The organism is Duganella sp. P38, from assembly GCF_050859475.1.
Taxonomy (GTDB): Bacteria; Pseudomonadota; Gammaproteobacteria; order Burkholderiales; family Burkholderiaceae_D; genus Rugamonas.
In genome coordinates, this window is sequence record NZ_CP193936.1 from 4696387 (window position 1) to 4719959 (window position 23573).

The following is a 23573-nucleotide window of genomic DNA, read 5'->3' on the forward strand; positions in this document are numbered from 1 at the left end:
ATTCAGTCAATATGGCCATTTTCTAACCCCACAATGCTCTCGAAACTCTCGTTTCGCCAGTTGTTGCTGGGCGTCTTTTTGCTGATTGCCGTGCTGCTGAGCGCCGCCTCGCTGCATGCCTTGTGGACGCTGGACCGCCTGGCCGCCCACAGCCGCGACAGCGGACGCCACGCGCTGGCGCTCACCGAAAATACCCAACAACTGGCCGAACGCAGCGTCGCCATGGCGCGCAGCGCGCGCCAATACCTGGTGCTCGACGATCCCGCGTTCCGCAAGCGCTATGCCGACGCCTGGCGCGACGCCCGCCTGGCGCTGGACGGCGTGGCGGCCGCCCTGCCCCACACGCCGCCGGCGCTGTTCGCGCGCTGGCGCCAGTCCGGCGAGCAGGCATGGGAGATCCTGCAGGCGCCGTCGCGCCCCGGCAGCGGCCGCACCGCGCGCCAGCTGGCGCTGGAAAAGGCGCTGCTGCCGCTGCTCGAGGTGAACGAACGGCTCGACGACGAGGTCAAACAGGAGGTGGAACGCCGCAACGGCGAGCTGCTGGCCGAACTCGACCAGCGCCGCGCCGTGCTCAAGGCGCAGGTGATCGCTTCGATCCTGATCGCCGCCGCGCTGGCGTCCGGCTTCGGGCTGTGGCTGTCGCGCCCGCTGGCGCAGATCGAGCAGGCCATCGACACGCTGGGCGAGAACCGCTACGACCAGCCGGTCGTGGTGCGCGGCCCGAGCGACCTCGAGCGCGTGGGCCAGCAACTGAACTGGCTGCGCCAGCGCCTGGCGGACCTGGAAGCGGACAAGGCGCGCTTCCTGCGCCACATCTCGCACGAGCTGAAGACACCGCTGGCGGCGCTGCGCGAAGGCGTGGCCTTGCTGGAAGACGGCGTGGCCGGCGCGCTCTCGCCCAACCAGCGCGAGATCGCCGGCATTCTCAAGCAAAACACGGCGGCGCTGCAATCGCAGATCGAGGCGCTGCTGCGCTACAACACCGCCACCTTCGACGCCCAGCACCTGCAACGCCAGCCGGCCGACTTCGGCGCGCTGCTGACCCAGGCCATCGACGCCCAGCGCCTGCAATGGCAGGCCGCGCGGCTGACGGTGGCAAGCGAGGGCCGCGCCTCGCCGCTGGCGATCGACGCCGACAAGATGGCCACCGCCATCGGCAACCTGCTGTCGAACGCAGTGCGCTTCAGCCCGCCAGGCGGCCTGATCAGCTTCCGCCTCGGCGAGCTCGACGGCAAGCTGCTGCTCGACTGCGTCGACCAGGGGCCGGGCGTGGCGGCCGAGGACGCGGCGCGCATCTTCGAGCCGTTCTACCAGGGACAGCGCCAGCCGCCCGGCGCGCGCCGCGGCAACGGCATCGGCCTGTCCATCGTGCATGAATACGTGGCCGCGCATGGCGGCGTTTTAAAACTGATGCCCTCGCAGCGAGGCGCCCACTTCCGCATTGAACTGCCCTATGAAAGCTAAGCTCCTCCTATTGCTGGCCTGCCTGGCCCTGTCGGCCTGCACGCTCAATTCGCCGCTCCCCGAGGACCCGGCGCCGCCACCGGCGCCGGCGCCGGTGATCGAAATCGTCACCACGGCGCCGCCGCCACCGGACGAGATCGCTCCGCTACTGAACTATCATCAGACGCTGCGCCGCATGAGCCAGGGCGAACTGCTGAAGGAGTTGAGCGGCCTCGGCCTGCAAAAACGCAGCCCGCGCGTGGCCATCCAGATGGGCATGGCGCTGATGCTGACGCGCGGCGGCGGCGACCTGGCGCGCGCGCAGGCGCTGCTCGACAGCGTGGCCACCTCGGCCGACGTCGAAGCCGGGCCGTTCCGGCCGCTGGCGCAGCTCTTGTCGAGCAATTGCGCCGAAACGCGCCGCCTGTACGACCACGCCGACAAGCTGGCCGCGCAGCAAAAAGACAGCCTGCGCCGCATCGACCAGCTCAACGAGATGCTGGAAGGGCTGAAGACCATCGAACGCACGTTGCCGGTCCGCCCGGCGCCAGGACCACAGGTGACCAAATGACCACCACTCCCCAGGGCCAGGGCGCCCATCTGCTGCTGGTCGACGACGACGACGACCTGCTGCGCCTGCTGTCGATGCGGCTGACCGCCAACGGCTACCGCGTCACCGCCGTCGGCAGCGCCGAGGAGGCGCTGACGCGGCTGTCGATGGAACTGCCTCGTCTGGTGATCAGCGACATCCGCCTGCCCGAGCGCGACGGCATGTGGTTGTTCCAGGAAATCCGCCGCAGCTATCCGGCGCTGCCGGTGATCCTGCTGACCGCGCACGGCACCATCCCGGACGCGGTCGAGGCCACCACGCTGGGCGCCTACGCCTACCTGACCAAGCCGTTCGACGCCAAGACGCTGCTGGAGCGCATCGCCCAGGCGCTCAGCCTGGCGGCGCCGGCCGCCAGCAACGACGAGGGCGACCAGGCCTGGCGCGCCGACATCATCAGCCGCAGCCAGTGCATGGACGAGCTGCTGGCCGAGGCGCGGCTGGTGGCCGCATCCGAGGCCAGCATCCTGATACGCGGCGAGAGCGGCACCGGCAAGGAGATGCTGGCGCAGGCCATCCACCGCGCCAGCCGCCGCGCCAAGGCGCCGTTCATCGCCATCAACTGCGGCGCGATTCCGGAAGCCTTGCTGGAATCGGAACTGTTCGGCCACGTCAAGGGCGCCTACACCGGCGCGGTCGGCGCGCGCGAGGGCCTGGTGCAGGCCGCCGACGGCGGCACGCTGTTCCTCGACGAGATCGGCGACATGCCGCTGCTGTTGCAGGTCAAGCTGCTGCGCGTGCTGCAGGAACGCGTGGTGCGCCAGCTGGGGTCGGACGTGGCCAGGCCGGTCGACGTGCGCATCCTGTCGGCCACCCACCGCGACCTCGACGCCGCCATGCAGGAAGGCCAGTTCCGCGAGGACTTGTATTATCGCCTCAACGTCATCACGCTGACCTTGCCACCGCTGGCGCAGCGGCGCGAGGATATCGTGCCGATGGCCAACCAGTTCCTGCAAACGCTGGCCGCCAAGTACGACAAGACCGTGCGCGGCTTTGCACCCGACGCCCTGGAGGCGCTGACCACCTCGGCCTGGCCCGGCAATGTGCGCCAGCTGTATAACGTCATCGAACACGTCTGCGCGCTGGCGACAGCGCCGCTGATTCCCTTGTCGCTGGTGCAGCGGGCGCTGCGCGTGCCGTCGCTGGAGGTGCTCAGCTATACCGAGGCGCGCCAGCGCTTCGAGCGCAATTACCTGGTCCAGCTGCTGAAACTGACCGATGGCAACGTCGCCGACGCCGCCCGCCTGGCCGAGCGTAACCGCACCGAGTTTTACCGTTTGCTGCAGAAGCACAATCTGGACGCGAGCCTGTTCCGTGGCGATGTCGCCAGCGAGCGACAAGACGAACCCCTTAAAAATCAATGACTTGGACCATACCCGCTGGCTATCGTCGCTATTTCACGACAAAATCGCGGCAATATGGCCGGAAAATTTACGAACTTGTTATTTCCCCTTAGAAATTAACAAGTAAGTGTTTGAAAATAAAGGGAAAATCAGAGCTGGCACGGGGTTTGCAAAGGAGTGGGTAACGTCACAGACGTTTTATCCTCAAACTCGATAAAGGAAGCAAATCATGATGACCAACAAACTGATCGCCCGCCTGATGGTAGCCGCCACCCTGACCGCCGCTGCCGCAACCGGTACCGCATTCGCCGCTGGCCAACAGGATGCAGCCCTGGCTGGCGCCGCTAAAGCTGGCGCCGCCACCAACGACGAGGCTATCACCAGCAAGATCAAGGCTTCCCTGGCTGATCAAAAGCAGATCGGCGTTACCACCGCTGAAGGCGTTGTGACCCTGAGCGGCACCGTTGCCAACACCGACGAAGGCACCAAGGCAATCCAGGTTGCATCGGCCGTGCCGGGCGTCAAGGAAGTGAAGAGCGAGCTGACCGTCGCGTCGAAGTAATCCGTAGCCAGCTCTAGTCGTAAAAAGAACCCTTTACCGGGACGGCGTGCGTAGACGCTGTCCCGGCTTTTTTTATCTGAACACCTGGCTCAGCGACTCAGCCTCCGGCAGCGCATCGCTCCACGCCTCCAGTTGCGCCAGCTCCGCCTTCGTCAGCTTGTTTCGCACCTTCTTCGGCAGCGGCCCGAAGCGCCGTACCAACTGCCGCTCCAGCAACGCCAGCGCTCCTTCCCGACGGCCCGCTTCCAGGCCTTCTTCCCGGCCTTCTTCACGGCCCGCTTCCAGACCCGCTGCACGTCCTTCCTTCAAGCCTTTTTCCCAGCCGCGATCCATGAACATCTGCTCCAGCGGCGTCACTATTTCCATGAGTTCGGACAGTCGTGTCATGTCAACCTCCATATCCAGCTCGATGACAGCGTCCCAGTAACGCTGCTGTAGCGGCGCCGGCAGCACCATCATCCAGTTAATCACTTTGAACATCGCCAGTATGCGCTCCTTGTGCCAACCATGTTGGAACATTAGCCTGGTGAGTTGCGACTTGACCGCATACAGTTGATTGGGATCATGGCGCGCCTGCTGCGTGCGCAGATGTGCCAGCACCACCCAGGCAAACGGATTATCCGACGCCAACAACGCCGCGTCCTGTTCGGCATGATCGAGCAGCTTGGCGGTGGCGAACGAGATACCCATCACCGTGCCAAGCACATCGTTATGAAATGCGCCCGGACGCCAGTCAGGGTCCTCATCGGCCAGCAACACAAGGCTGGCCACCGGCTGCCGATACTCGTTGAAGATGCGGTAGTTATAGTCGAGCACTCGCCGCGCCAGCTCTGGATCTCGCTGCGCTTGCACTTCGATGTGAACCAGTACCCACTGTGTGCGTCCAGCGGCAAGGCGAAGCTCGACCAGCTTGTCGGCCACCATGTTGTCCGGCGTGGCGCCGAAAGTGATGCCGGTAAGTTCCTTGTCGCGGAAGCGTGGCGGCTTGCGCCAATCGATTTGCGGATGGAGTTCGGGAAAGAAGAAGGCCATGAAGTCGCCAAACGCGTGGCTTAGCGCGATCTTCCAGGGCAAGTCATAGCGGGCGGCTGCGGGTGGCATCCGCCCAGTCTACGGCCGGACTGAACCCGGCCGTATTGAGGCGCTACAAACCTAGCTGAGGTTTTCCAGGCGGATCTTGGTGACGCTGCCGCCCACCGTCGACAGCGCTTCCATCTTGGCGATGGCGGCGCTCACGTGCTTCTCCTGCGTCTGGTGCGTCAGGAAGATGATGTCGGTGCGGGTTTCCCCTTCGGCCGGCTCCTTTTGCAACATGGCGTCGATCGAAATGCCGCCGTCGGCCAGGATGCGCGTCAGGTCGGCCAGCACGCCCGGCTCGTCGCTGACGTTCATGCGCAGGTAGTAGCTGGTGGTCACTTCCGCCATCGGCAGAATCTCGATATTGGTCATCGCGTTCGGCTGGAACGCCAGGTGCGGCACGCGGTGTTCCGGATCGGCCGTGGCCAGGCGGGTGATGTCGACCAGGTCGGCGATCACGGCCGACGCGGTCGGCTCCGAGCCGGCGCCCTTGCCGTAGTACAGCGTGGCGCCGACGGCGTCGCCCTGCACCAGCACCGCGTTCATCGCGCCCTCGACGTTGGCGATCAAACGCTTCGATGGGATCAGCGTCGGGTGCACGCGCAGCTCCACGCCTTCCTTGCCGCCCACCTTGGCGCGCTTGGCGATGCCCAGCAGCTTGATGCGGTAGCCCAGCTGCTCGGCGTACTTGATGTCGACCGCGTTCAGCCGCGAGATGCCCTCCACGTGCGCCTTGTCGAACTGCACCGGGATGCCGAAGGCGATCGCCGACATGATGGTGGCCTTGTGCGCCGCGTCCACGCCCTCGATGTCGAAGGTCGGATCGGCCTCGGCGTAGCCCAGTTGCTGCGCCTGCTTCAGCACGGTGGCGAAGTCCAGGCCCTTGTCGCGCATCTCGGACAGGATGAAGTTGGTGGTGCCGTTGATGATGCCGGCGAACCAGTCGATGCGGTTGGCGGTCAGCCCTTCGCGCAGCGCCTTGATGATCGGGATGCCGCCGGCCACCGCCGCCTCGAACGCCACCATCACGCCCCGGTCCTGCGCCGCCTTGAAGATTTCATTGCCGTGCACGGCCAGCAGCGCCTTGTTGGCGGTGACCACGTGCTTGCCATTGGCGATGGCCTGCAGGACCAGTTGGCGCGCCTCGTCGTAACCGCCGATCAGCTCGACGACGATGTCGATTTCCGGATCGTTGACGATGTCGGCCGGGTTGGCCACCACCTGCACTTTGCCGCCGGTGCGCGTCCTGGCGCGCTCCAGGTTGCGGGCCGAGACGGCCACCACTTCGATGCTGCGGCCGGCGCGGCGGCGGATTTCTTCCTGATTGCGCTCCAGCACATCGAACGTGCCGCCGCCGACATTGCCGACGCCTAACAGGCCTACTTTGATTGGTTTCATATAAATCCCAAAGATCTCATTCTTCATTCCCGCGCAGGCGGGAATCCATACAACGCTGGCACTGAGACTCAGCATGGATTCCCGCCTGCGCGGGAACGACGGCGTTAAAAGCTGGCGCCGTGGCGCTTGCGGTAGCTTTCCATGAATTTGGCCATGCGGCCGAAAGCCTCCACCATATCGTCCGAGTTCGGCAGGAACACGACGCGGAAGTGGTCCGGCGCGATCCAGTTGAAGCCGCTGCCCTGGACGATCAGCACTTTTGTTTCGGCCAGCAGCTCGTAAGCGAACTGCTGGTCATCCGCGATCGGATAGATCTTCGGATCAAGACGGGGGAACATATACAGCGCCGCTTTCGGCTTGACACAAGTGACGCCCGGAATCTCGGTCAGCAGCTTGTAGGCCAGATCGCGTTGCTTCAACAGGCGCCCGCCCGGGCCCACCAAATCGTCGATGGACTGGTAGCCGCCGAGCGCAGTCTGGATCGCAAACTGCCCCGGAGCGTTGGCGCACAAGCGCATCGAGGCCAGCATGTTGAGGCCTTCGATATAGTCTTTCGCGTGCGACTTCTCGCCCGACACCACCATCCAGCCGGAACGGTAGCCGCAGGCGCGGTAATTCTTCGACAGGCCGTTGAAGGTCACGAACAGCACGTCGTCGGCCAGCGAGGCGATCGACACGTGCTGGGCGCCGTCGTACAGCACCTTGTCGTAAATTTCATCGGCATAAATAATCAGGTCGTGCTGGCGCGCCAGCTCGATGATCTGCAGCAGCAGCTCGACCGGATACAGCGCGCCGGTCGGATTGTTCGGGTTGATGACGACGATGGCGCGCGTGTTCGGCGTGATCTTGCTGCGCATGTCGTCGATGTCCGGATACCAGTCCTGCTGCTCGTCGCAGATGTAGTGCACCGGCGTGCCGCCCGACAGCGACACCGCCGCCGTCCACAGCGGATAATCGGGCGCCGGCACCAGCACCTCGTCGCCGTTGTTGAGCAGCGCGTTCATCGACATCACGATCAGCTCGGAGGCGCCATTGCCCAGGTAGATATCGTCGATCGACACGCCGGCGATGTTCTTGCCCTGCGTGTAGTGCATCACCGCCTTGCGCGGCGCGAACATGCCCTTGGAATCGGTGTAGCCCGCCGCGTTGGACAGGTTCATCTTCATATCCTGGACGATCTCGTCCGGAGGGTCGAACCCGAACACGGCGAGGTTGCCGATATTCAACTTCGTGATCTTGTGGCCCTCTTCCTCCATCTGCCGGGCTTTTTCCGGCACCGGGCCGCGGATCTCGTAGCAGACTTCCGCCAGTTTGTTCGATTTTTGAATCGGTCGCAAAATAAAATCCTGTTTATGTGAGGCAAACTTCTCTGACCTGCCAAAACCCCGGCCGCGGCCCGTGCTGCAATGCGAAAAGAACCATTCTGCCGAAAGGGGCCGATTTAATCAACCTTTCAGGCCTGAGCCTCCCTGAAAACGCTACAATGGCGCTCTTTTTTGCCGACTTTCACAGAGCAATGACGCCATGAAGCTCCATCAAAGCGATACCCAGAAATACCAGACCGTCACCGGCTACGACGCCAGCGGCGTCGAAATCAACGCCGAACGCTACGACTACAGCCTGATCGTGCTGCCGGAAACGCCGCCGCGCCCGCTGAACGCGCCGACCTTCGAGTCGCTGACCGCCGCGCACTTCGACCTGATCGGCCAGGACAGTCCGGACGTGGTGATCCTCGGCACCGGCGAGCGCCAGCGCTTCATCCATCCGAAACTGACCGCCGCGCTGACCATGCGCCGCATCGGCGTCGAATGCATGGACAGCCAGGCCGCCTGCCGCACCTACAACATCCTGATGGGTGAGGGCCGCAAGGTCACGCTGGCCCTGATCATCAATCCAGCCGCATAAATACAATAACGACGTGCCTGATGAACGACCTGTACAACTCGAAGAAAGTCGTCTGGACTTTGGTGGCGGTGTTCGCCCTGGTCTGGCTGTATGCGCTGGGCATCCGCTCGCTGGTCCCGCCTGACGAAGGCCGCTACGCCGAAATGGCGCGCGAGATGTGGGCCAGCGGCGACTGGATCACCACCCGCCTGAACGGCATCAAGTACTTCGAAAAACCCCCGCTGCAAACCTGGATGAACGCGCTGACCTTCGCCGCCTTCGGCCTCGGCGAATGGCAGGCGCGCCTGTGGACCGGCTTGTGCGGCCTGGGCGGCGTGCTGTTCACCGGCTACGCCGCCACCCGCGTGTTCGGCGCCCGCGCCGGCTTCTACGCCGGCGTGGTGCTCGGCTCCAGCCTGTTCTGGGTCGCCAGCGGCCAGATCAACTCGCTCGACATGGGCCTGAGCGGCATGATGACCCTCGCCCTCGGCGCGCTGCTGATCGCCCAGCGCGACGGCGCCACGCCCGCCGGGCGGCGCAACTGGATGCTGCTGTGCTGGGCCGGCATGGCGCTGGCGGTGCTGGCCAAGGGCCTGATCGGCGTGGTGCTGCCGGGCGCGGTGCTGGTGCTGTACACGCTGCTGTCGCGCGACGTTTCCATATGGAAACGCCTGCACCTGGCCAAGGGCTTGCTGCTGTTTTTCGCCATCGCCGCGCCGTGGTTCGTGCTGGTGGCGCTGAAGAATCCGGAACAGCCGCACTTCTTCTTCATCCACGAACACTGGGAGCGCTTCTTCCTCAAGACCCACCACCGCGAAGGCGCGTGGTACTACTTCCTGGTGCTGCTGATCCCCGGCGTGATGCCGTGGCTGGGCCTGCTGCCGCAGGCGCTGTTCAACGGCGCCCAGCGCCAGGCCGGCGCCGTGTTCCAGCCCAAGCTGCTGCTGCTGGTGTGGGTGGTGTTCATCACCTGCTTCTTCAGCTATTCCAGTTCCAAGCTGCCGGGCTACATCCTGCCGGTGTATCCGGCGCTGGCCATGCTGCTGGCGGTGCAGCTGGAAAACGCCTCGCGCCTGAGCCGCATGGTGGCGGCCGGCCTGCTGGTGCTGGCCGGCGTGGCCGGCATCGCCATGATTCCGCACATGATACAAGCGGCCTCGCGCCACCCGGACGAGCGCGCGCTGCTGGAGCTGTACCAGCCGTGGGTGATGGCCGGCGCCATTATCGCCGCCGCCGGCGGCGCGCTGGCGCTGCTGCAGGCGCGCCAACTGCGGCGCGACCTCGCCGTGCTGACGCTGGCCATCGCCAGTTTCGCCGCGGTGCAGGTGCTGCTGGCCGGCTTCGAGACGTACGGCCAGCTACGCTCCGGCAAGGCGCTGGCATTGCAGATCAAGCCCGAGCTGCAGCCGGACACGCCGGTATCTCGGTGTTCGTCTACGAACAGTCGATGACCTTCTATCTTGGCCGCCCGGTCACGCTGGTGTCGTACTGGGATGAGTTCGCCTTCGGCCTGCGCCAGCAGCCGCAACTCTCGGTGCCGGCGCTGGACGCTTTCTACGAGCGCTGGCGCGCGCACACGACCAGGCACGAAAAGGCGCTGGCCATTGTCGGCATCGAAACAATGGGCGTCATGCAAGGACACGGTTTACAGTTCCGCATCCTCGCCCAGGACAGCCGCCGTGCCGTCCTTACCAATATGTAATGAACAAAACCATAAAATGAATTTCGCTACTTTTTGCTTCATCGTCTTCGGTGTTTTGCTCAACGCGGTCGCCCAATTATTGTTGAAAGCGGGCGCGCGCAACATCGGTGAAATCCACATTACGCTGGCGAATATTTTCAGCGTCGGCTGGCGCGTCGCAACGCAGATCCCCATAATTGGCGGGCTTGCTTGCTATGTGCTATCGGTGGTGCTGTGGATTATCGCGCTGTCGCGGGTCGATGTTTCGGTCGCTTATCCGATGCTCTCGCTGGGCTATGTGGTGACCGCGCTGGGGGCCTGGTATCTGTTCGGCGAGGCGCTGTCGATGCAGCGCCTGATGGCCATTTTAGTGATCCTCGTAGGGGTTGCTTGGCTAGCGCGCACCTGACGAACAATTTAGAATTGCAGCCAGATCACCCATCAACTAGATTAATACCCCATGAGTGCTGCGCTGCCCTTCCTGCCCTTCTCCCGGCCGACGATAGACGAGGCCACCATTACCGCCGTCGGCGACGTGCTGCGCTCGGGCTGGATCACCAGCGGCCCCAAAGTGGCCGCCTTCGAGGCCCAGCTGTCCGAGTACGTCGGCGGCCGCCCGGTGCGTACCTTCAATTCCGGTACCTGCACGATGGAGATCGCGCTGCGCGTGGCCGGCATCGGCCCCGGCGACGAGGTCATCACCACGCCGATCTCGTGGGTGGCCACCGCCAATGTCATCCTTGAAGTCGGCGCCACGCCGGTGTTTGCCGACATCGATCCGCTGACGCGCAACATCGACCTCGACCTGGTGGAAGCCGCGATCACGCCGCGCACCAAGGCCATCATCCCGGTCTACCTGTCCGGCCTGCCGGTCGACATGGACCGCCTGTACGCCATCGCCCGCAAGCACCAGCTGCGCGTGGTGGAGGATGCGGCGCAGGCCCTCGGCGCCGAGTGGCAAGGCCAGCGCATCGGCGCCCTGGGCGACTTCGTCTCGTTCAGCTTCCAGGCCAACAAGAACATCACCACCGGCGAAGGCGGCGCACTGGTGCTGAACAACCTAGACGAAGCCAGGCTGGCGGAAAAATACCGGCTGCAAGGCGTGACCCGCAGCGGCGTCGACGGCATCGATGTCGACGTCCTCGGCGGCAAATACAATATGAGCGACATCATGGCCGCCATCGGCCTGGGCCAGTTCGCCAATATCGACCACGTCACCGCGCAGCGCCGCGCGCTGGCGCGCCGCTACTACGAAGCCTTCGGCCCCGAATTTGAGGCGCAGTCCGGCGCACAGCTGCCGCTGCAAGCCTTCGACAGCAGCAACTACCACCTGTTCCAGATCATCCTGCCGGACAACGGTCCCACCACGCGCGCCGACTTCATGCGCGCCATGCAGGAAGGCTACAACATCGGTACCGGCTACCACTACGCGCCGATTCATTTGTTCACCCTGTACCGCGAGCGCGGCTTCAAGCCAGGCATGTTCCCGATCGCTGAAAAGATCGGCCGCCTGACCGTGACGCTGCCGATGTTCCATGCCATGACCACGGCCGATGTCGACCGTGCTGTCGCAGCCGTGAAAGCGATCCTGATCAAATGACCGCCCTGCTGATCAACCCTGAAATTTCCGTCGTCATCCCGATCTACAACGAGCAAGCGGGCCTGGCTGCGCTGTTCGCCCGCCTGTACCCGGCGCTCGACAAGCTCGGCTCCGCCTACGAGATCGTGTTCGTCAACGACGGCAGCCGCGACAACTCGGTGTCGCTGCTGGCCGAGCAGTTCCGCAAGCGCCCCGACGTCACGCGCGTGGTGCTATTCAACGGCAACTACGGCCAGCACATGGCGATCCTGGCCGGCTTCGAGGCGGCGCGCGGCGAGATCATGGTCACGCTCGACGCCGACCTGCAAAATCCGCCGGAGGAAATCGGCAACCTGGTGGCCAAGATCCGCGAGGGCTACGACTACGTCGGCTCGATCCGCCGCAAGCGCCAGGACTCGGCGTGGCGCACCTACGCGTCCAAGGCCATGAACCAGCTGCGCGAGCGCATCACCAACATCAAGATCACCGACCAGGGCAATATGCTGCGCGCCTACGGCCGCAACGTGGTCGACCTGATGAACCAGTGCTGCGAGGTCAACACCTTCGTGCCGGCGCTGGCCTACCGCTTCGCCCGTAACCCGACCGAGATCATCGTCGAGCACGAGGAACGCGCGGCCGGCGAATCGAAGTACTCGTTGTACAGCCTGATCCGCCTGAACTTCGACCTGGTCACCGGCTTCTCGCTGGTGCCGCTGCAGTTCTACTCGATGCTGGGCATGGCGATGTCGTTGTTCTCCGCCATCATGGTGGTGGTGCTGGCCTACCGCCGGCTGGTGGTCGGCGTCGAGGCGGACGGCGTGTTCACGCTGTTTGCCGTGGCCTTCTTCTTCATGGGCGTGATCCTGTTCGGCATCGGCCTGCTCGGCGAGTACGTCGGCCGCATCTTCCAGCAGGTGCGCGCGCGGCCGCGCTACGTGGTGCAAACCATTTTGCAGCAAAAGCCCGGCGAACACGCCGAGCTGCCGATCAGCGTCGAGAAACGCAGCGTGGCGCGCCATCATGACTGAACTCGAACCGCGCCAGCGCGCCGTCGTCTTCGGCTATCACAATGTCGGCGTGCGCTGCCTGAAGGTGCTGCTGGCCGGCGGCGTCGATGTGGCGCTGGTGGTGACCCACGAGGACAGCGCCGGCGAGAACATCTGGTTCGAATCGGTGATCTCGCTGTGCCAGGCCGAAGGCATTCCCTACATCACGCCGGCCGATGCCCTCTCGCCGGAACTGCTGGCGCAGGTCAAGGCCGCCAGGCCGGACCTGATGTTCAGCTTCTACTACCGCCACATGCTGCCGGCCGCGCTGCTGGAGGTGGCGCCCGCGTTCAACATGCACGGCTCGCTGCTGCCGGAATTCCGCGGCCGCGCGCCGGTCAACTGGGCGGTGCTGCACGGCGCCACCGTCACCGGCGCCACGCTGCACGAGATGACCGTCAAGCCGGACGCCGGCGCCATCGTGGCGCAGATGGAGGTGCCGATCCTGCCGGACGACACGGCGCACGAAGTGTTCGGCAAAGTGCAGGTGGCGGCCGAGCAGGCGCTGTGGCGCGTGCTGCCGTCGCTGCTGGCCGGCCACGCGCCGCGCCTGCACAACGACTTGAGCCAGGGCAGCTACTTCGGCGGCCGCACGCCCGAAGACGGTCGCATCGACTGGAGCTGGCCGGCGCAGCATGTCTACAATTTGCACAGGGCGGTCGCCCCTCCCTATCCAGGCGCGTTCACCGACATCGATGGCGTACGCTACGTCATCCAGCGCGCGCGCCTGGCCGGCAATGTGGTCGGACTCAGCCTGCCGCCCGGGCTGGCGGTGCTCGACCACCGCATCGTTGGCGTCTGCGGCGACGGCCGCATGCTGACGATCGACGCGCTCACGGCCGATGGCGTCGCCATCACCGCGGAACAGCTGCAGGCCCGCCTGGCTGCGGCGGCATAAACATCTCTGGAAAAATCATCATGAAAAAGTTCTCATCCTTGGCGTCAACGGCTTCATCGGCCACCACCTGTCGAAACGCATCCTCGAAACCACCGACTGGCACGTCTACGGCATGGACATGAGCACCGACCGCATCCCGGAACTGCTGGACCATCCGCGCATGCACTTCTTCGAAGGCGACATCACCATCAACAAGGAATGGGTGGAGTACCACGTCAAGAAGTGCGACGTGATCCTGCCGCTGGTGGCGATCGCCACGCCGTCCACCTACGTCAAGGCGCCGCTGCGCGTGTTCGAGCTGGATTTCGAGGCCAATCTGCCGATCGTGCGCTCGGCCGCCAAGTACGGCAAGCACCTGGTGTTCCCGTCGACCTCGGAGGTGTACGGCATGTGCCACGACGAGGAATTCGATCCCGAGAACTCGGAACTGATCTGCGGCCCGATCAACAAGCCGCGCTGGATCTACTCCAACGCCAAGCAGCTGATGGATCGCGTGATCTGGGGCTATGGCATGGAGGGCCTGAACTTCACGCTGTTCCGGCCCTTTAACTGGATCGGCGCCGGCCTCGATTCGATCCACACGCCGAAGGAAGGCTCGTCGCGCGTGGTGACGCAGTTCTTCGGCCACATCGTCCGTGGCGAGAACATCTCGCTGGTCGACGGCGGCCAGCAAAAGCGCGCCTTCACCGACATCGACGACGGCATCGACGCGCTGATGAAGATCATCGCCAACCGCGGCGGCGCCGCCAGCGGCAAGATCTACAACATCGGCAACCCGGTCAACAACTACTCGATCCGCGACCTGGCCGGCATGATGCTGGACCTGGCCCGGCAGTATCCGGAATACGCGGCCGGCGCGGCGCAGGTGAAGCTCATCGAAACCACCTCCGGCGCCTACTACGGCGAGGGCTACCAGGACGTGCAGAACCGCGTGCCGAAAATCACCAACACCTGCGAAGAACTGGACTGGAAGCCATCGACCTCCATGGCCGAGGCGCTGAAGAAAATTTTCGACGCCTACCGCGGCCAGGTGGCGGCGGCCCAGGCGCTGGTGGACTGAGCGTTGGCCGCCAAACCCTTGATGGTGTTGAAGATCGACGTCGACACCTACCGCGGCACCCGCGAGGGCGTGCCCAACCTGGTGCGCATGCTGAAAGCGCGCCAGGCCGGCGCCACCTTCTTGTTCTCGCTCGGGCCGGACCACACCGGCCGGGCGCTGCGCCGCGCGCTGCGGCCCGGCTTCTTCAGCAAGGTGTCGCGCACCTCGGTGGTCGAGCACTATGGCCTCAAGACGCTGATGTACGGCGTGCTGCTGCCCGGCCCCGACATCGGCAAGGACTGCGCGGCCGGGCTGCGCGCCGTGCGCGACGCCGGCTTCGAGTGCGGCATCCACACCTGGGACCACGTGCTGTGGCAGGACAACGTGGCCCGGCGCGACGCCGCCTGGTCGTCCGCCATGATGCGCAAGGCAGCCGCGCGCCACACGCAAATCTTCGGCACGGCGCCGCGCACCCACGGCGCCGCCGGCTGGCAGATGAACAACGGCGCCTTCCACGAGCACGACGCCGCCGGCTACGCCTACGCCTCCGACGGCCGCTGCGGGCTGAACCCGGACGGCACGCTGGCCAACCCGGCCGACGGCCCGCACCGCCTGTGCGACGGCGGCCAGCCGCTGCGGCACATCCAGATGCCCACCACGCTGCCCACGCTGGACGAGGTTTTAGGCCGCGAAATCAACGGCGTGACCATCGGCGTCGGCAATATCGCGGCTTTCCTGCTCAATTTGACAGAGGGCGCCACGCGCGACCACGTTTATACTTTGCATGCAGAGCTTGAAGGACAGAAACTCGCCCCCATATTCGAGCAGCTATTGGCAGGATGGCAAGCGCAAGGATACCAATTGGCGTCCATGGCTGACTACTATCAGAAGATACGTACCCTGCCGATGCCGGTTTGCCCCATCACCTGGGGCGAATTGCCGGGACGCTCGGGCCAGCTGATCATTCAAGGTGCTGCCCAAGCTTAGTAACCCTCTTAGGAGACGCCTGTGGCTGATGTAGTAACCGATTTCTCCGCGCCGATGACCAGCGACCGGACCTTCCAGTTGTCCGGCCGCCCGGCGCGTTATACCGTGCTGTTCTTCTACCCCAAGGACAACACCCCAGGCTGCACCACGGAAAACGTGGCCTTCCGCGACCTGTACCAACAATTCCAGGCGGCCGGCGCCGAAATCTACGGCATCAGCCGCGATTCGCTGCGCTCGCACGAAGGCTTCCGCGCCAAACTGGGCCTGCCGTTTGAACTGATTTCCGATCCGGAAGAAAAAGTCTGCGAGCAGTTCGGTGTCATGAAGATGAAGCAAATGTACGGTAAGACTGTACGCGGCATCGAGCGCAGTACGTTTGTGATTGACGCTAACGGCCAATTGGTGAAAGAATGGAGAGGCGTGAAGGTAGCGGGTCACGTCGATGAAGTGCTGGAATTTGTGTCGCGCCAGGCTTAGTTGTTACGGTGCGCTGCGGCTTCCGGTTTGCTCAACCCGTAGGAACGACACCACATTGAGTCAACACTGTAACTCTTACCCTCCTAGGTGGCCAGCCGGCCACCTTGCGGTACTCATCGGGCAAGACCAATGCCCTTCGGCAGTCTTTCACCGTTTTTCCCTATCGCATCCACCCCATCCGCTGTCAATGCTGCCGTCCGCCCGGCAGCGTCCTGCATCGATGGGCGGATTCCTCCAGATATCTTTCGATTGAGATCCTGATGCCACTGCCAAAAATACCAAGTAAGCCAGCGACTATACTGTTGGCAAAAGATTATCCCAAGGCCGCCGGCCGCGTGACGCCTGCCCTCGCGGCAGTTGCCGACATCGCCCCCGAGCCTGCTCCAGCGCCGAAGAAAGCGGCGACCGTTAAAGCCGTTCCCGTAGCAAAGAAACCGGCAGCCGCCAAGCCGGGCGCCAAATCCAAGGCCGTGGCCGCCGTGCTGCAAGCCGCGCCGGCCGTGCTGCAGGCCGCCGCCGAGGCAGTCGAGGCCAAGGGCAAGCCTTCGCCGCGCGGCAAGGTCACGCCGATCGTGGCCGAGGCGCCGCATCCGGCCAAGCACAAGGCCAACGAGGTGACGATCAAGTCGTCCACCAGCCGCAACGCCGACCAGACCGGCCGCACCAAGATGTTTGTGCTCGACACCAACGTGCTGATGCACGATCCATCGTCGCTGTTCCGCTTCGAGGAGCACGACGTCTACCTGCCGATGATGACGCTGGAAGAGCTGGACAACCACAAGAAAGGCATGACCGAAGTGGCGCGCAACGCGCGCCGGGTATCGCGCACGCTGGACGCGCTGGTCTCCAACACCGACGACGACGCCATCGAGAACGGCATCCCGCTGTCCAAGCTGGGCAACAAGGACGCCAAGGGCCGCCTGTACTTCCAGACGCGCCTGCAAACGGCGGAACTGCCGGTCGGCCTGCCATCGGGCAAGGCCGACAACCAGATCCTGTCGGTGGTGCGTTCGCTGGAAGCCGAGCAGGCCGGCCGCGCCATCGTGCTGGTGTCGAAAGACATCAACATGCGCATCAAGGCGCGCGCGCTGGGCCTGCCGGCGGAGGACTACTTCAACGACCACGTGCTGGAAGACACCGACCTGCTGTACTCGGGCATCGTCCAGCTGCCGGACGATTTCTGGAACAAGCACGGCAAGGACCTCGAATCCTGGCAGGAGAACAAGAACGGCCAGAGCGCCACGTTCTACCGCGTGACCGGCCCGTTCGTGCCGTCGATGCTGGTCAACCAGTTCGTGTTCCTGGAGCCGAAGAATGGCGAAGCGCCGTTCTATGGCCAGGTCAAGCAGATCAACGGCAAGACCGCCGTGCTGCAAACCCTGCGCGACTTCAGCCACAACAAGAACAACGTCTGGGGCGTGACCGCGCGCAACCGCGAGCAGAACTTCGCGCTGAACCTGCTGATGAATCCGGAGTGCGACTTCGTCACGCTGCTGGGCCAGGCCGGTACCGGCAAGACCCTGCTGGCCCTGGCGGCCGGCCTGGCGCAGGTGCTGGAAACCAAGCTCTACAACGAAATCATCGTCACCCGCGTGACGGTGCCGGTCGGTGAGGACATCGGTTTCCTGCCGGGCACCGAGGAAGAGAAGATGTCGCCATGGATGGGCGCCTTCGACGACAACCTCGAAGTGCTCAACAAGTCCGATTCGGACGGCGGCGAGTGGGGCCGCGCGGCAACGCAGGACCTGATCCGTTCGCGCATCAAGATCAAATCGCTGAACTTCATGCGCGGCCGTACCTTCGTCAACAAGTTCCTGATCATCGACGAAGCGCAGAATCTGACGCCGAAGCAGGTCAAGACGCTGGTCACGCGCGCCGGTCCGGGCACCAAGATTATCTGCCTGGGCAATATCGCGCAGATCGACACGCCATACCTGACCGAAGGTTCGAGCGGCCTGACCTACGTGGTCGACCGCTTCAAGGGCTGGTCGCACAGCGGCCACGTCACCCTGGCGCGCGGCGAACGCTCGCGCCTGGCGGACCACGCCAGCGAAGTGCTGTAAGCCGCCCCCGTCATTCCCGCGCAGGCGGGAATCCACGGACGGCCCAACGGACCACCGGCAAAAGCCCCGCTGACAGCAATGTCAGCGGGGCTTTTTTCACGCTGCCGGTTTGCCGCGCCGGCGGCGGGCGATAGCGCCCACCAGCCCCAGTCCACCCAGCATCATGGCGTAAGTTTCCGGCTCCGGCACCGCCGCAGCCAAACGCAGCGTGTCGGCGCTGAAGCTCTGGAAGGCCGCGCCGTTGGCCGAGAACTGCACTTGCTGGCCGCCGTCGCAACAGCCTTCGAGGCCGTAGATGGTCAGGGTGTGGTTGCCGGCCGCCAGCGCCTGGCTGCCGACGCTGAACACCGAATTGGTGTTGTTATAGCTGTGCGCCCACCACATATCGCTGCTCTTGAAGGCGACCGCCTGGCCGTCGAGGAACACGGCGCCGCCATTGCCGAAGTCGACACCGGCGCGGAACGCGTAGCTGCCAGCCGCATCGAGGCCGAAATTGATCGTGGATTTGAAGGCGATATGGTTGGCGCCGGCGCCGAACAGCGACTGGTTGGAAACGATGTCGTAGTTGTTGAGCACGGTCGAATGCGACGAATTGGCAACAGCCGCCTCCACCACATCGCGATACTCGATGGCGGAGCCTTGTGCGCCGGCGTTGGAGTAACCGGTCTGGAAAGTAATGACAGCGGCTTCAGCCGTGCTGAACGCCATAGCAACGGCCAAGGCCGCGAGTTTGACAAATTTCATGATGATCCCCGAAGTGGTTAGGTGAATAAAGCGTGGCGCTTGACCAGGTACGGGGATATGGGACCGTGGCGTTGTGTATTTCTACACAAATATTTTAGATGCCTTTCGGCATGTTTTAAATGTTATCTGAGGCAATTATCGATGTCAATCGCTTAAAGCGTCGAACAAAAGCGGAAAACCGTTCAGAGAAATTGCTTGAAACCGGCGGCAAGCTGTATGACACTACACATCCAAGTTATTGATTTTGCCCGTGTTTCCCCACTGTCGAGGTAGACACCATGGACATCCCTATCCTGATCCAGCGGACGATAGGCACGCAAAAATACGGCGTCACGGTGCCGGACATTCCGGGCTGCGTCACAACAGGCGAGACGGTGGACAAAGCCATGAGCAATGCCGCCAAAGCCATCTACGGCCACGTCGGCCAACTGGTCGAACAAGGCCGCTCGTTCGAAATCAAACCTTCCGACGTGGAATCGCTGTTGCAGGAACCGGGCTATGTCGGCGGCATCTGGGCCTTGATCAATCTCGACCTGGCGCGCCTGGACGATCCGCCGGCAGGCTAGCGCCCCCCGACAGGACCCAAGCCCGCGCCGGTGCCGGTCATTTCCTGAATACCCGCCGCCACAGTTTGCGGCCGAGCCACCAGCACAGCGATAGCACCAGCAGCCAGGGCAGCAGGTACGCCACGCCGGTGACGGTGCTGGCGATGCCGCTGGACAGATTGCGCTTGAACTCGCCGAAGGCGCGTGCGATCGGCGTCCAGAATGATTGCCGGTCGCGCGACTGGATCTGCACATTCAGGATATCCAGATTAATGCGGGTCATCAGATGCGTATTCTGGCCGGTGGCCTCCTCCAGGTCGGCCTGTACGCTGGCCAGCTCCCTGGACAGCTTGATCAGCGCATCGGCATCCAGGCCCGGACGGCGTTCAAGGTCACGCAGTTTCTGCTGATAGGCGCGCAGCATGTCCAGCCGCTTGGCGTTGTCGGCCACCGGACGCGCCAGGTCTTCCACGCGCGTTTCCTGCCGCGCCAGCTCGCCGCCCGATGCCGCCAGCGCCAGCAGCTTGTTGACACCCGCCGTCTTCGCGCGCAGGCGCAGACTCGCGCCTTCAAACCGGCCACCCTCGACCGAGGAATTCAGCACGGCGCAGTGATTGTCGCGGTCCGCCGCGCAAGCGGCCACCAGCTTGCTCAACAGCGGCCTGACGTTACCTTCCTCGGCGTCGATGGCGATTGTATGCTCATAAGCCAGAAACTTATCGCGCGCCTCGGCGGCGGGCGTGGACGACGGCGCCTCGCCGGAGCGGCCGCAAGCGCTCAGCAACAAAACGACTAACAGGGTAAAGAATCTCATCATCATAAAATCAGCTTGACCTTCCCATGGCTGGAAGCCTTACAGTATAGGGTATCGAAACTGTTCGGGAGAACATGATGTATGAGCTTCAAGTGGAAAACATGACCTGCGGCCATTGCGTGCGCGCAGTCACGCAGGCGGTACAGGAAGTCGACGCGGCAGCCCAGGTGGAAGTCGACCTGGCCAGCAAATCGGTCAAAATCAACAGCGCCACCCCACTGGCCCCGCTGAAATCGGCCATCGCCGATGCCGGCTATCCAGTCACCAGCGCAGCCTGACTAACCATCAAGCTCGGGATAGCGGCGGAAAATGCCGCTTTCGTTGAACGGGATGCGGCGTTTGGAATTCAGGTAGGCGGCGATATTGGGACGCGCCGCCACTTTGTCACGCAGCGCGATCAGGCCGGGGCAGGATGGTTCGAGGCGCGCCATGGTTTTCGGGAAGGCGTAGCGCAAGCCTTCGATCAGCTGGAATAGCGACAGGTCCACATACGACAGCCGTGCGCCTACCGCGTAGCCGCCGCGCGCCCGGTTGCGCTGGATGACGCCTTCAAAATAATCCAGGAATTTGGGAATGCGCTGCTCGCGGAAGTCCCTGGCGCGCGCCTTCGCTTCCTTCTTCTGGTCTTCGTAATACAAATTGGTGGAAACAGGATGGTGCGTGTCGTGCGCCTCGGCGACGATATCGGCGATCGTCAGTTGCAGCTGATTGGCCCACAAGCGGCCCTGCTGCGAGCGTGGCGCCAGTCCGTGCTTCGCCCCCAGAAACATCAGGATATTGGTGGTCTGCCCGATCAGCATATCGCCCGCCAGCAGCGCCGGCGGCGCGAATGACGGATGATCGACCTTGTCGCCATCGAGGCTGGCTTTCAGCTTCGGCATGCCGCCCTTGTGCCGCGCCACGTCCACATAAGGCGCTCCCGCCTCTTCCAGCGCCAGCCGGACAAATTCACCGCGGCCCTGCAAGCCGTCCCAGTAATAGAGTTGGTATGGAGTCGTCATGAGACGATGGTAGCACCCTCGCCTCATCACCGTAGCGCGTTAGAACGTCGCCTTGACCGTCAGGCGGAAAGTGCGCCGTTCGGCCGGATGGTAATGCACATCCTCCACGCCCTCTGCCGCCTCGCCCGGCAGGCGCGAGGCATAGTAATAATCCACGTCGCTGACGCGGCGATCGAACAGATTGAAGGCATCCAGCTGCGCCGACCAGCGACGATTGAACTTGTAGCCCACGCGCGCATACGCAATCGCGGTGGTGGCCGAACGCCGGCTGTTATCCTCGATCAGCGGACGAGGTCCGAAGTAACGCATCTGGAACGCCGCCGACCACGGGCCAAGATCGGTAATGGTGGCGCCGAACGACGCGACCTTGCCGATCGCGCCGGGGATATGATCGCCCGCCTCATCGTGCTCGGTATAGTGCCCGCGCGAATACGCGAGATCGAGGTCGAATAGCAGCCACGAATTGGCGATGTAGTGGTTGTTCCACTCGATGCCGGAGCGATAGCTGCCACGGCTCGGCGAGGTGTCGCCGGCATCGCCGGAAAACACCAGCTCCGAATCCGAGCGCAGCTTCCACAGCGCGACGGAGCTTTGCAGGCCGGGCAGGAACTCGGTGCGCGCGCCGATCTCGGCGCCGCGCGTTTTCACCAGCGGCGTCACCGGATCGATAGGTTCGCGCTCCTTCGGCGTCAGGTGCACGGTGGTGCCACGCGCATCATTGCTGTGGAAACCCTCACCGTAATTGACGAAGAATTCGGTCCTGGCCCAAGGCCCCAGCACCACCGACAGTTTCGGCGACGTGGTGCCGGCGCTGACCTTGCCCGAGTTCTCGGCGATATCGCTGTCGACATCAAAGCGGTAGCGGTCATAACGCAGGCCTGCCGTGGTGCGCAGCCAATCGCGCCACTGCACGGTGTTTTCCAGATACGCTCCCACGCTGCCCTGCTTCACGCGCGACTCCGAGATGGCGCGCAGCGGCTGCTGGTTGCGCGTCGCATACAGCGACAGCGGCGACAAATAATCATAGCGGCCCTGCACGCCAACCTTGTTGCTGACATCGAGCCCGCCCCAGTGGCTGAACCACGTCTGCGCCACATCGAAGCCGCCCATGCGGCGCTTCTCGTGCTGGCGCGACTGGTCGCCGTTGACCGGATCGTCGAGGAAGTAAGTGAAGTTGTTGAACAGCGTCAGGCTCGATTGCACAAGATAGGCGTTCGCCTGCAGCAGCGCGTCGCTGGAGCGCTTGCGCATGGTGGCGGAGACACTGTAACGCGAGGTGTCGCCGCCATCGCTCGGGTCGACCGCGCCGAATTCGTCCAGCGCTCCTTCCCGCACCGCGCGCAGCGGAATCTGATTGCTCGCGTGCCAGGCGCCCTTGTAGAACATGCCGGTCACGCTGAATTGCTGGTCGCTCGCACCCTGCGTATAACGCAGCACGCCGATATTCTTGTGGAAGGCTTCCGGCGTCACCCAAGGGCCGTTGTTGTGGCCCAGCTCAGCGCCATACACCAGACTTCCCGCGCCAAGCGGCGTCGAGCCGGTAACGACGGCGCGTAGATAGTCGTTTTCGCCGACGCTCACGCTGGCGGTGTTGTCGCGCAGCCTGTTCGCCAGCGTCATATGCGCCGCGCCGGCCGAGGCGAAATCGCCTTCGTCGGCGTAGTACGGCCCTTTCTTGTAGTTGATGCGGTCCACCAGTTCGGGGATCAGGAAGTTCAAGTCGGTATAGCCCTGGCCGTGGGCGTGGCTGCGCATATTAATCGGCATGCCGTCGACGAAGGTGGCGAAGTCGGTGCCATGATCGAGGTTGAAGCCGCGCAGGAAGTACTGATTGGCCTTGCCGTCGCCGCTATGCTGGGTGACGATCACGCCGGGCACGAATTCCAGCAACTCGCCCGGACGCAGGGCCGGGCGATTGGCGATCAGGTCCGCCGTCACCGCGCCCTGGCTGGCGGCGCTGGAGGTGCCGACGCCGTTATCGTAATGGCCTCGTACTTCAATCGTGGTGTCCACGGGGTCTGCATGGACGGCAAGCGGCAATACCGCAATCATTACGGCGATGGATTTACTTATCATGAATGGTTGAATGAGTAGCGCAATCCCCTCACCTCCCCGTGAGCGGATTGAACAGAGACGCCTGGACGTCTCCACCTGTCTGGCCGGTATCCGGGCTGGCAAGCGAATCCGCCTGACCTTCCCATGCAAAAAGCACAGTGGTGTAGAGAGGCGGATTGTCGTCGCGAGACGACGCTTGTTGACCGTTGCGGGGGCAGCACAGGTTCACCAACGAAGGCTTCCTGTTTCCCGTTTAACTACGCATTCAGAAAAACGCGCGAGCACCATACTTGACAGGATTATACGTACTTCTTCACGTTTGCAAAGCGT

24 protein-coding genes and 1 riboswitch are annotated in these 23573 nt (G+C 63.7%); of the genes, 17 read left to right on the top strand and 7 right to left on the bottom strand.

Features of this window, described 5'->3' with window-relative positions:
- The first annotated feature begins 33 nt into the window (after positions 1-33).
- The 4 genes from ACRQ5J_RS21855 (at position 34) to ACRQ5J_RS21870 (ending at position 3955) form a co-directional block, all read left to right on the top strand.
- The gene (locus ACRQ5J_RS21855; RefSeq protein WP_432379741.1) at positions 34-1464 is read left to right on the top strand and encodes a sensor histidine kinase; all 1431 of its coding nucleotides are present in this window, start codon (positions 34-36) and stop codon (positions 1462-1464) included.
- Positions 1454-2014 carry a hypothetical protein gene (locus ACRQ5J_RS21860; RefSeq protein WP_432379742.1) on the top strand — a complete coding sequence of 187 codons (561 nt, stop codon included), beginning with the start codon at positions 1454-1456 and terminating at the stop codon, positions 2012-2014. Before ACRQ5J_RS21855 ends, ACRQ5J_RS21860 begins: the two co-directional genes overlap by 11 nt.
- Positions 2011-3414 carry a sigma 54-interacting transcriptional regulator gene (locus ACRQ5J_RS21865; RefSeq protein ID WP_432379744.1) on the top strand — a complete coding sequence of 468 codons (1404 nt, stop codon included), beginning with the start codon at positions 2011-2013 and terminating at the stop codon, positions 3412-3414. The genes ACRQ5J_RS21860 and ACRQ5J_RS21865 overlap by 4 nt, the downstream gene beginning before the upstream one ends.
- Positions 3415-3622: 208 nt before the next feature.
- Positions 3623-3955: a BON domain-containing protein gene (locus tag ACRQ5J_RS21870; protein WP_432379746.1), complete on the top strand. Its 333-nt coding sequence runs from the start codon at positions 3623-3625 to the stop codon at positions 3953-3955.
- A gap of 72 nt (positions 3956-4027) precedes the next feature.
- On the opposite strand, the gene ACRQ5J_RS21875 is transcribed toward ACRQ5J_RS21870, so the two are convergent.
- The 3 genes from ACRQ5J_RS21875 to ACRQ5J_RS21885 form a co-directional block, all read right to left on the bottom strand.
- Entirely contained in the window at positions 4028-4987 is a 960-nt protein-coding gene (locus ACRQ5J_RS21875) for a DUF4351 domain-containing protein (protein WP_432379748.1), read from the bottom strand.
- A gap of 120 nt (positions 4988-5107) precedes the next feature.
- Positions 5108-6430 (bottom strand): homoserine dehydrogenase, encoded by a 1323-nt coding sequence (locus ACRQ5J_RS21880; RefSeq protein ID WP_432379751.1) that lies wholly within the window; start codon positions 6428-6430, stop codon positions 5108-5110.
- Between the two features lie 104 nt (positions 6431-6534).
- A complete protein-coding gene (locus tag ACRQ5J_RS21885; protein WP_432379753.1) occupies positions 6535-7767 on the bottom strand; it encodes a pyridoxal phosphate-dependent aminotransferase in 1233 nt (410 codons plus the stop codon).
- A gap of 187 nt (positions 7768-7954) precedes the next feature.
- Here ACRQ5J_RS21885 and ACRQ5J_RS21890 point away from each other — a divergent pair, with 187 nt between their 5' ends.
- The 11 genes from ACRQ5J_RS21890 (at position 7955) to ACRQ5J_RS21940 (ending at position 18084) form a co-directional block, all read left to right on the top strand.
- Positions 7955-8335, top strand: a complete 381-nt coding sequence (locus ACRQ5J_RS21890; protein WP_432379754.1) for an Mth938-like domain-containing protein — start codon at positions 7955-7957, stop codon at positions 8333-8335.
- A 20-nt stretch (positions 8336-8355) separates the two neighbouring features.
- Positions 8356-9765, top strand: a complete 1410-nt coding sequence (locus ACRQ5J_RS21895; protein WP_432379756.1) for an ArnT family glycosyltransferase — start codon at positions 8356-8358, stop codon at positions 9763-9765.
- The gene (locus ACRQ5J_RS21900; RefSeq protein WP_432379758.1) at positions 9741-10016 is read left to right on the top strand and encodes a hypothetical protein; all 276 of its coding nucleotides are present in this window, start codon (positions 9741-9743) and stop codon (positions 10014-10016) included. The genes ACRQ5J_RS21895 and ACRQ5J_RS21900 overlap by 25 nt, the downstream gene beginning before the upstream one ends.
- A gap of 16 nt (positions 10017-10032) precedes the next feature.
- Complete coding sequence (locus ACRQ5J_RS21905) at positions 10033-10404, top strand: SMR family transporter (RefSeq protein WP_432379760.1); 372 nt, start codon at positions 10033-10035, stop codon at positions 10402-10404.
- A 51-nt stretch (positions 10405-10455) separates the two neighbouring features.
- Positions 10456-11595 carry a DegT/DnrJ/EryC1/StrS family aminotransferase gene (locus ACRQ5J_RS21910; protein WP_432379762.1) on the top strand — a complete coding sequence of 380 codons (1140 nt, stop codon included), beginning with the start codon at positions 10456-10458 and terminating at the stop codon, positions 11593-11595.
- Complete coding sequence (locus ACRQ5J_RS21915; protein WP_432379764.1) at positions 11592-12602, top strand: glycosyltransferase; 1011 nt, start codon at positions 11592-11594, stop codon at positions 12600-12602. Before ACRQ5J_RS21910 ends, ACRQ5J_RS21915 begins: the two co-directional genes overlap by 4 nt.
- The gene (locus ACRQ5J_RS21920) at positions 12595-13518 is read left to right on the top strand and encodes a formyltransferase (protein ID WP_432379766.1); all 924 of its coding nucleotides are present in this window, start codon (positions 12595-12597) and stop codon (positions 13516-13518) included. Before ACRQ5J_RS21915 ends, ACRQ5J_RS21920 begins: the two co-directional genes overlap by 8 nt.
- Positions 13463-14578 (top strand): bifunctional UDP-4-keto-pentose/UDP-xylose synthase, encoded by a 1116-nt coding sequence (locus ACRQ5J_RS21925; protein WP_432379768.1) that lies wholly within the window; start codon positions 13463-13465, stop codon positions 14576-14578. The genes ACRQ5J_RS21920 and ACRQ5J_RS21925 overlap by 56 nt, the downstream gene beginning before the upstream one ends.
- Positions 14579-14599: 21 nt before the next feature.
- Positions 14600-15544: a polysaccharide deacetylase family protein gene (locus ACRQ5J_RS21930; protein ID WP_432383707.1), complete on the top strand. Its 945-nt coding sequence runs from the start codon at positions 14600-14602 to the stop codon at positions 15542-15544.
- 21 nt (positions 15545-15565) lie between these two features.
- Positions 15566-16021, top strand: coding sequence for a peroxiredoxin (locus ACRQ5J_RS21935; protein ID WP_432379769.1), 456 nt, complete (start codon positions 15566-15568; stop codon positions 16019-16021).
- Positions 16022-16281: 260 nt separating this feature from the next.
- Positions 16282-18084: a PhoH family protein gene (locus tag ACRQ5J_RS21940; protein WP_432379771.1), complete on the top strand. Its 1803-nt coding sequence runs from the start codon at positions 16282-16284 to the stop codon at positions 18082-18084.
- A gap of 96 nt (positions 18085-18180) precedes the next feature.
- On the opposite strand, the gene ACRQ5J_RS21945 is transcribed toward ACRQ5J_RS21940, so the two are convergent.
- On the bottom strand, positions 18181-18828 hold the full coding sequence (locus tag ACRQ5J_RS21945) for a CCXG family PEP-CTERM protein (protein ID WP_432379773.1): 648 nt from the start codon (positions 18826-18828) through the stop codon (positions 18181-18183).
- Positions 18829-19106: 278 nt separating this feature from the next.
- Here ACRQ5J_RS21945 and ACRQ5J_RS21950 point away from each other — a divergent pair, with 278 nt between their 5' ends.
- Positions 19107-19394, top strand: coding sequence for a type II toxin-antitoxin system HicB family antitoxin (locus ACRQ5J_RS21950; RefSeq protein WP_432379775.1), 288 nt, complete (start codon positions 19107-19109; stop codon positions 19392-19394).
- 37 nt (positions 19395-19431) lie between these two features.
- Here the strand turns inward: ACRQ5J_RS21950 and ACRQ5J_RS21955 are convergent, their stop codons facing one another.
- Entirely contained in the window at positions 19432-20187 is a 756-nt protein-coding gene (locus ACRQ5J_RS21955; RefSeq protein WP_432379776.1) for a DUF4349 domain-containing protein, read from the bottom strand.
- 77 nt (positions 20188-20264) lie between these two features.
- On the opposite strand from ACRQ5J_RS21955, the gene ACRQ5J_RS21960 reads away from it, so the two are divergent.
- On the top strand, positions 20265-20465 hold the full coding sequence (locus ACRQ5J_RS21960) for a heavy-metal-associated domain-containing protein (RefSeq protein WP_432379777.1): 201 nt from the start codon (positions 20265-20267) through the stop codon (positions 20463-20465).
- Here ACRQ5J_RS21960 and ACRQ5J_RS21965 read toward each other — a convergent pair whose 3' ends face one another.
- Both ACRQ5J_RS21965 and ACRQ5J_RS21970 read right to left on the bottom strand, forming a co-directional pair.
- Positions 20466-21188: a glutathione S-transferase gene (locus ACRQ5J_RS21965; protein ID WP_432379778.1), complete on the bottom strand. Its 723-nt coding sequence runs from the start codon at positions 21186-21188 to the stop codon at positions 20466-20468.
- 39 nt (positions 21189-21227) lie between these two features.
- Complete coding sequence (locus ACRQ5J_RS21970; protein ID WP_432379780.1) at positions 21228-23201, bottom strand: TonB-dependent receptor; 1974 nt, start codon at positions 23199-23201, stop codon at positions 21228-21230.
- Between the two features lie 127 nt (positions 23202-23328).
- A riboswitch (cobalamin riboswitch) is annotated at positions 23329-23547 on the bottom strand.
- Positions 23548-23573: the final 26 nt, after the last annotated feature.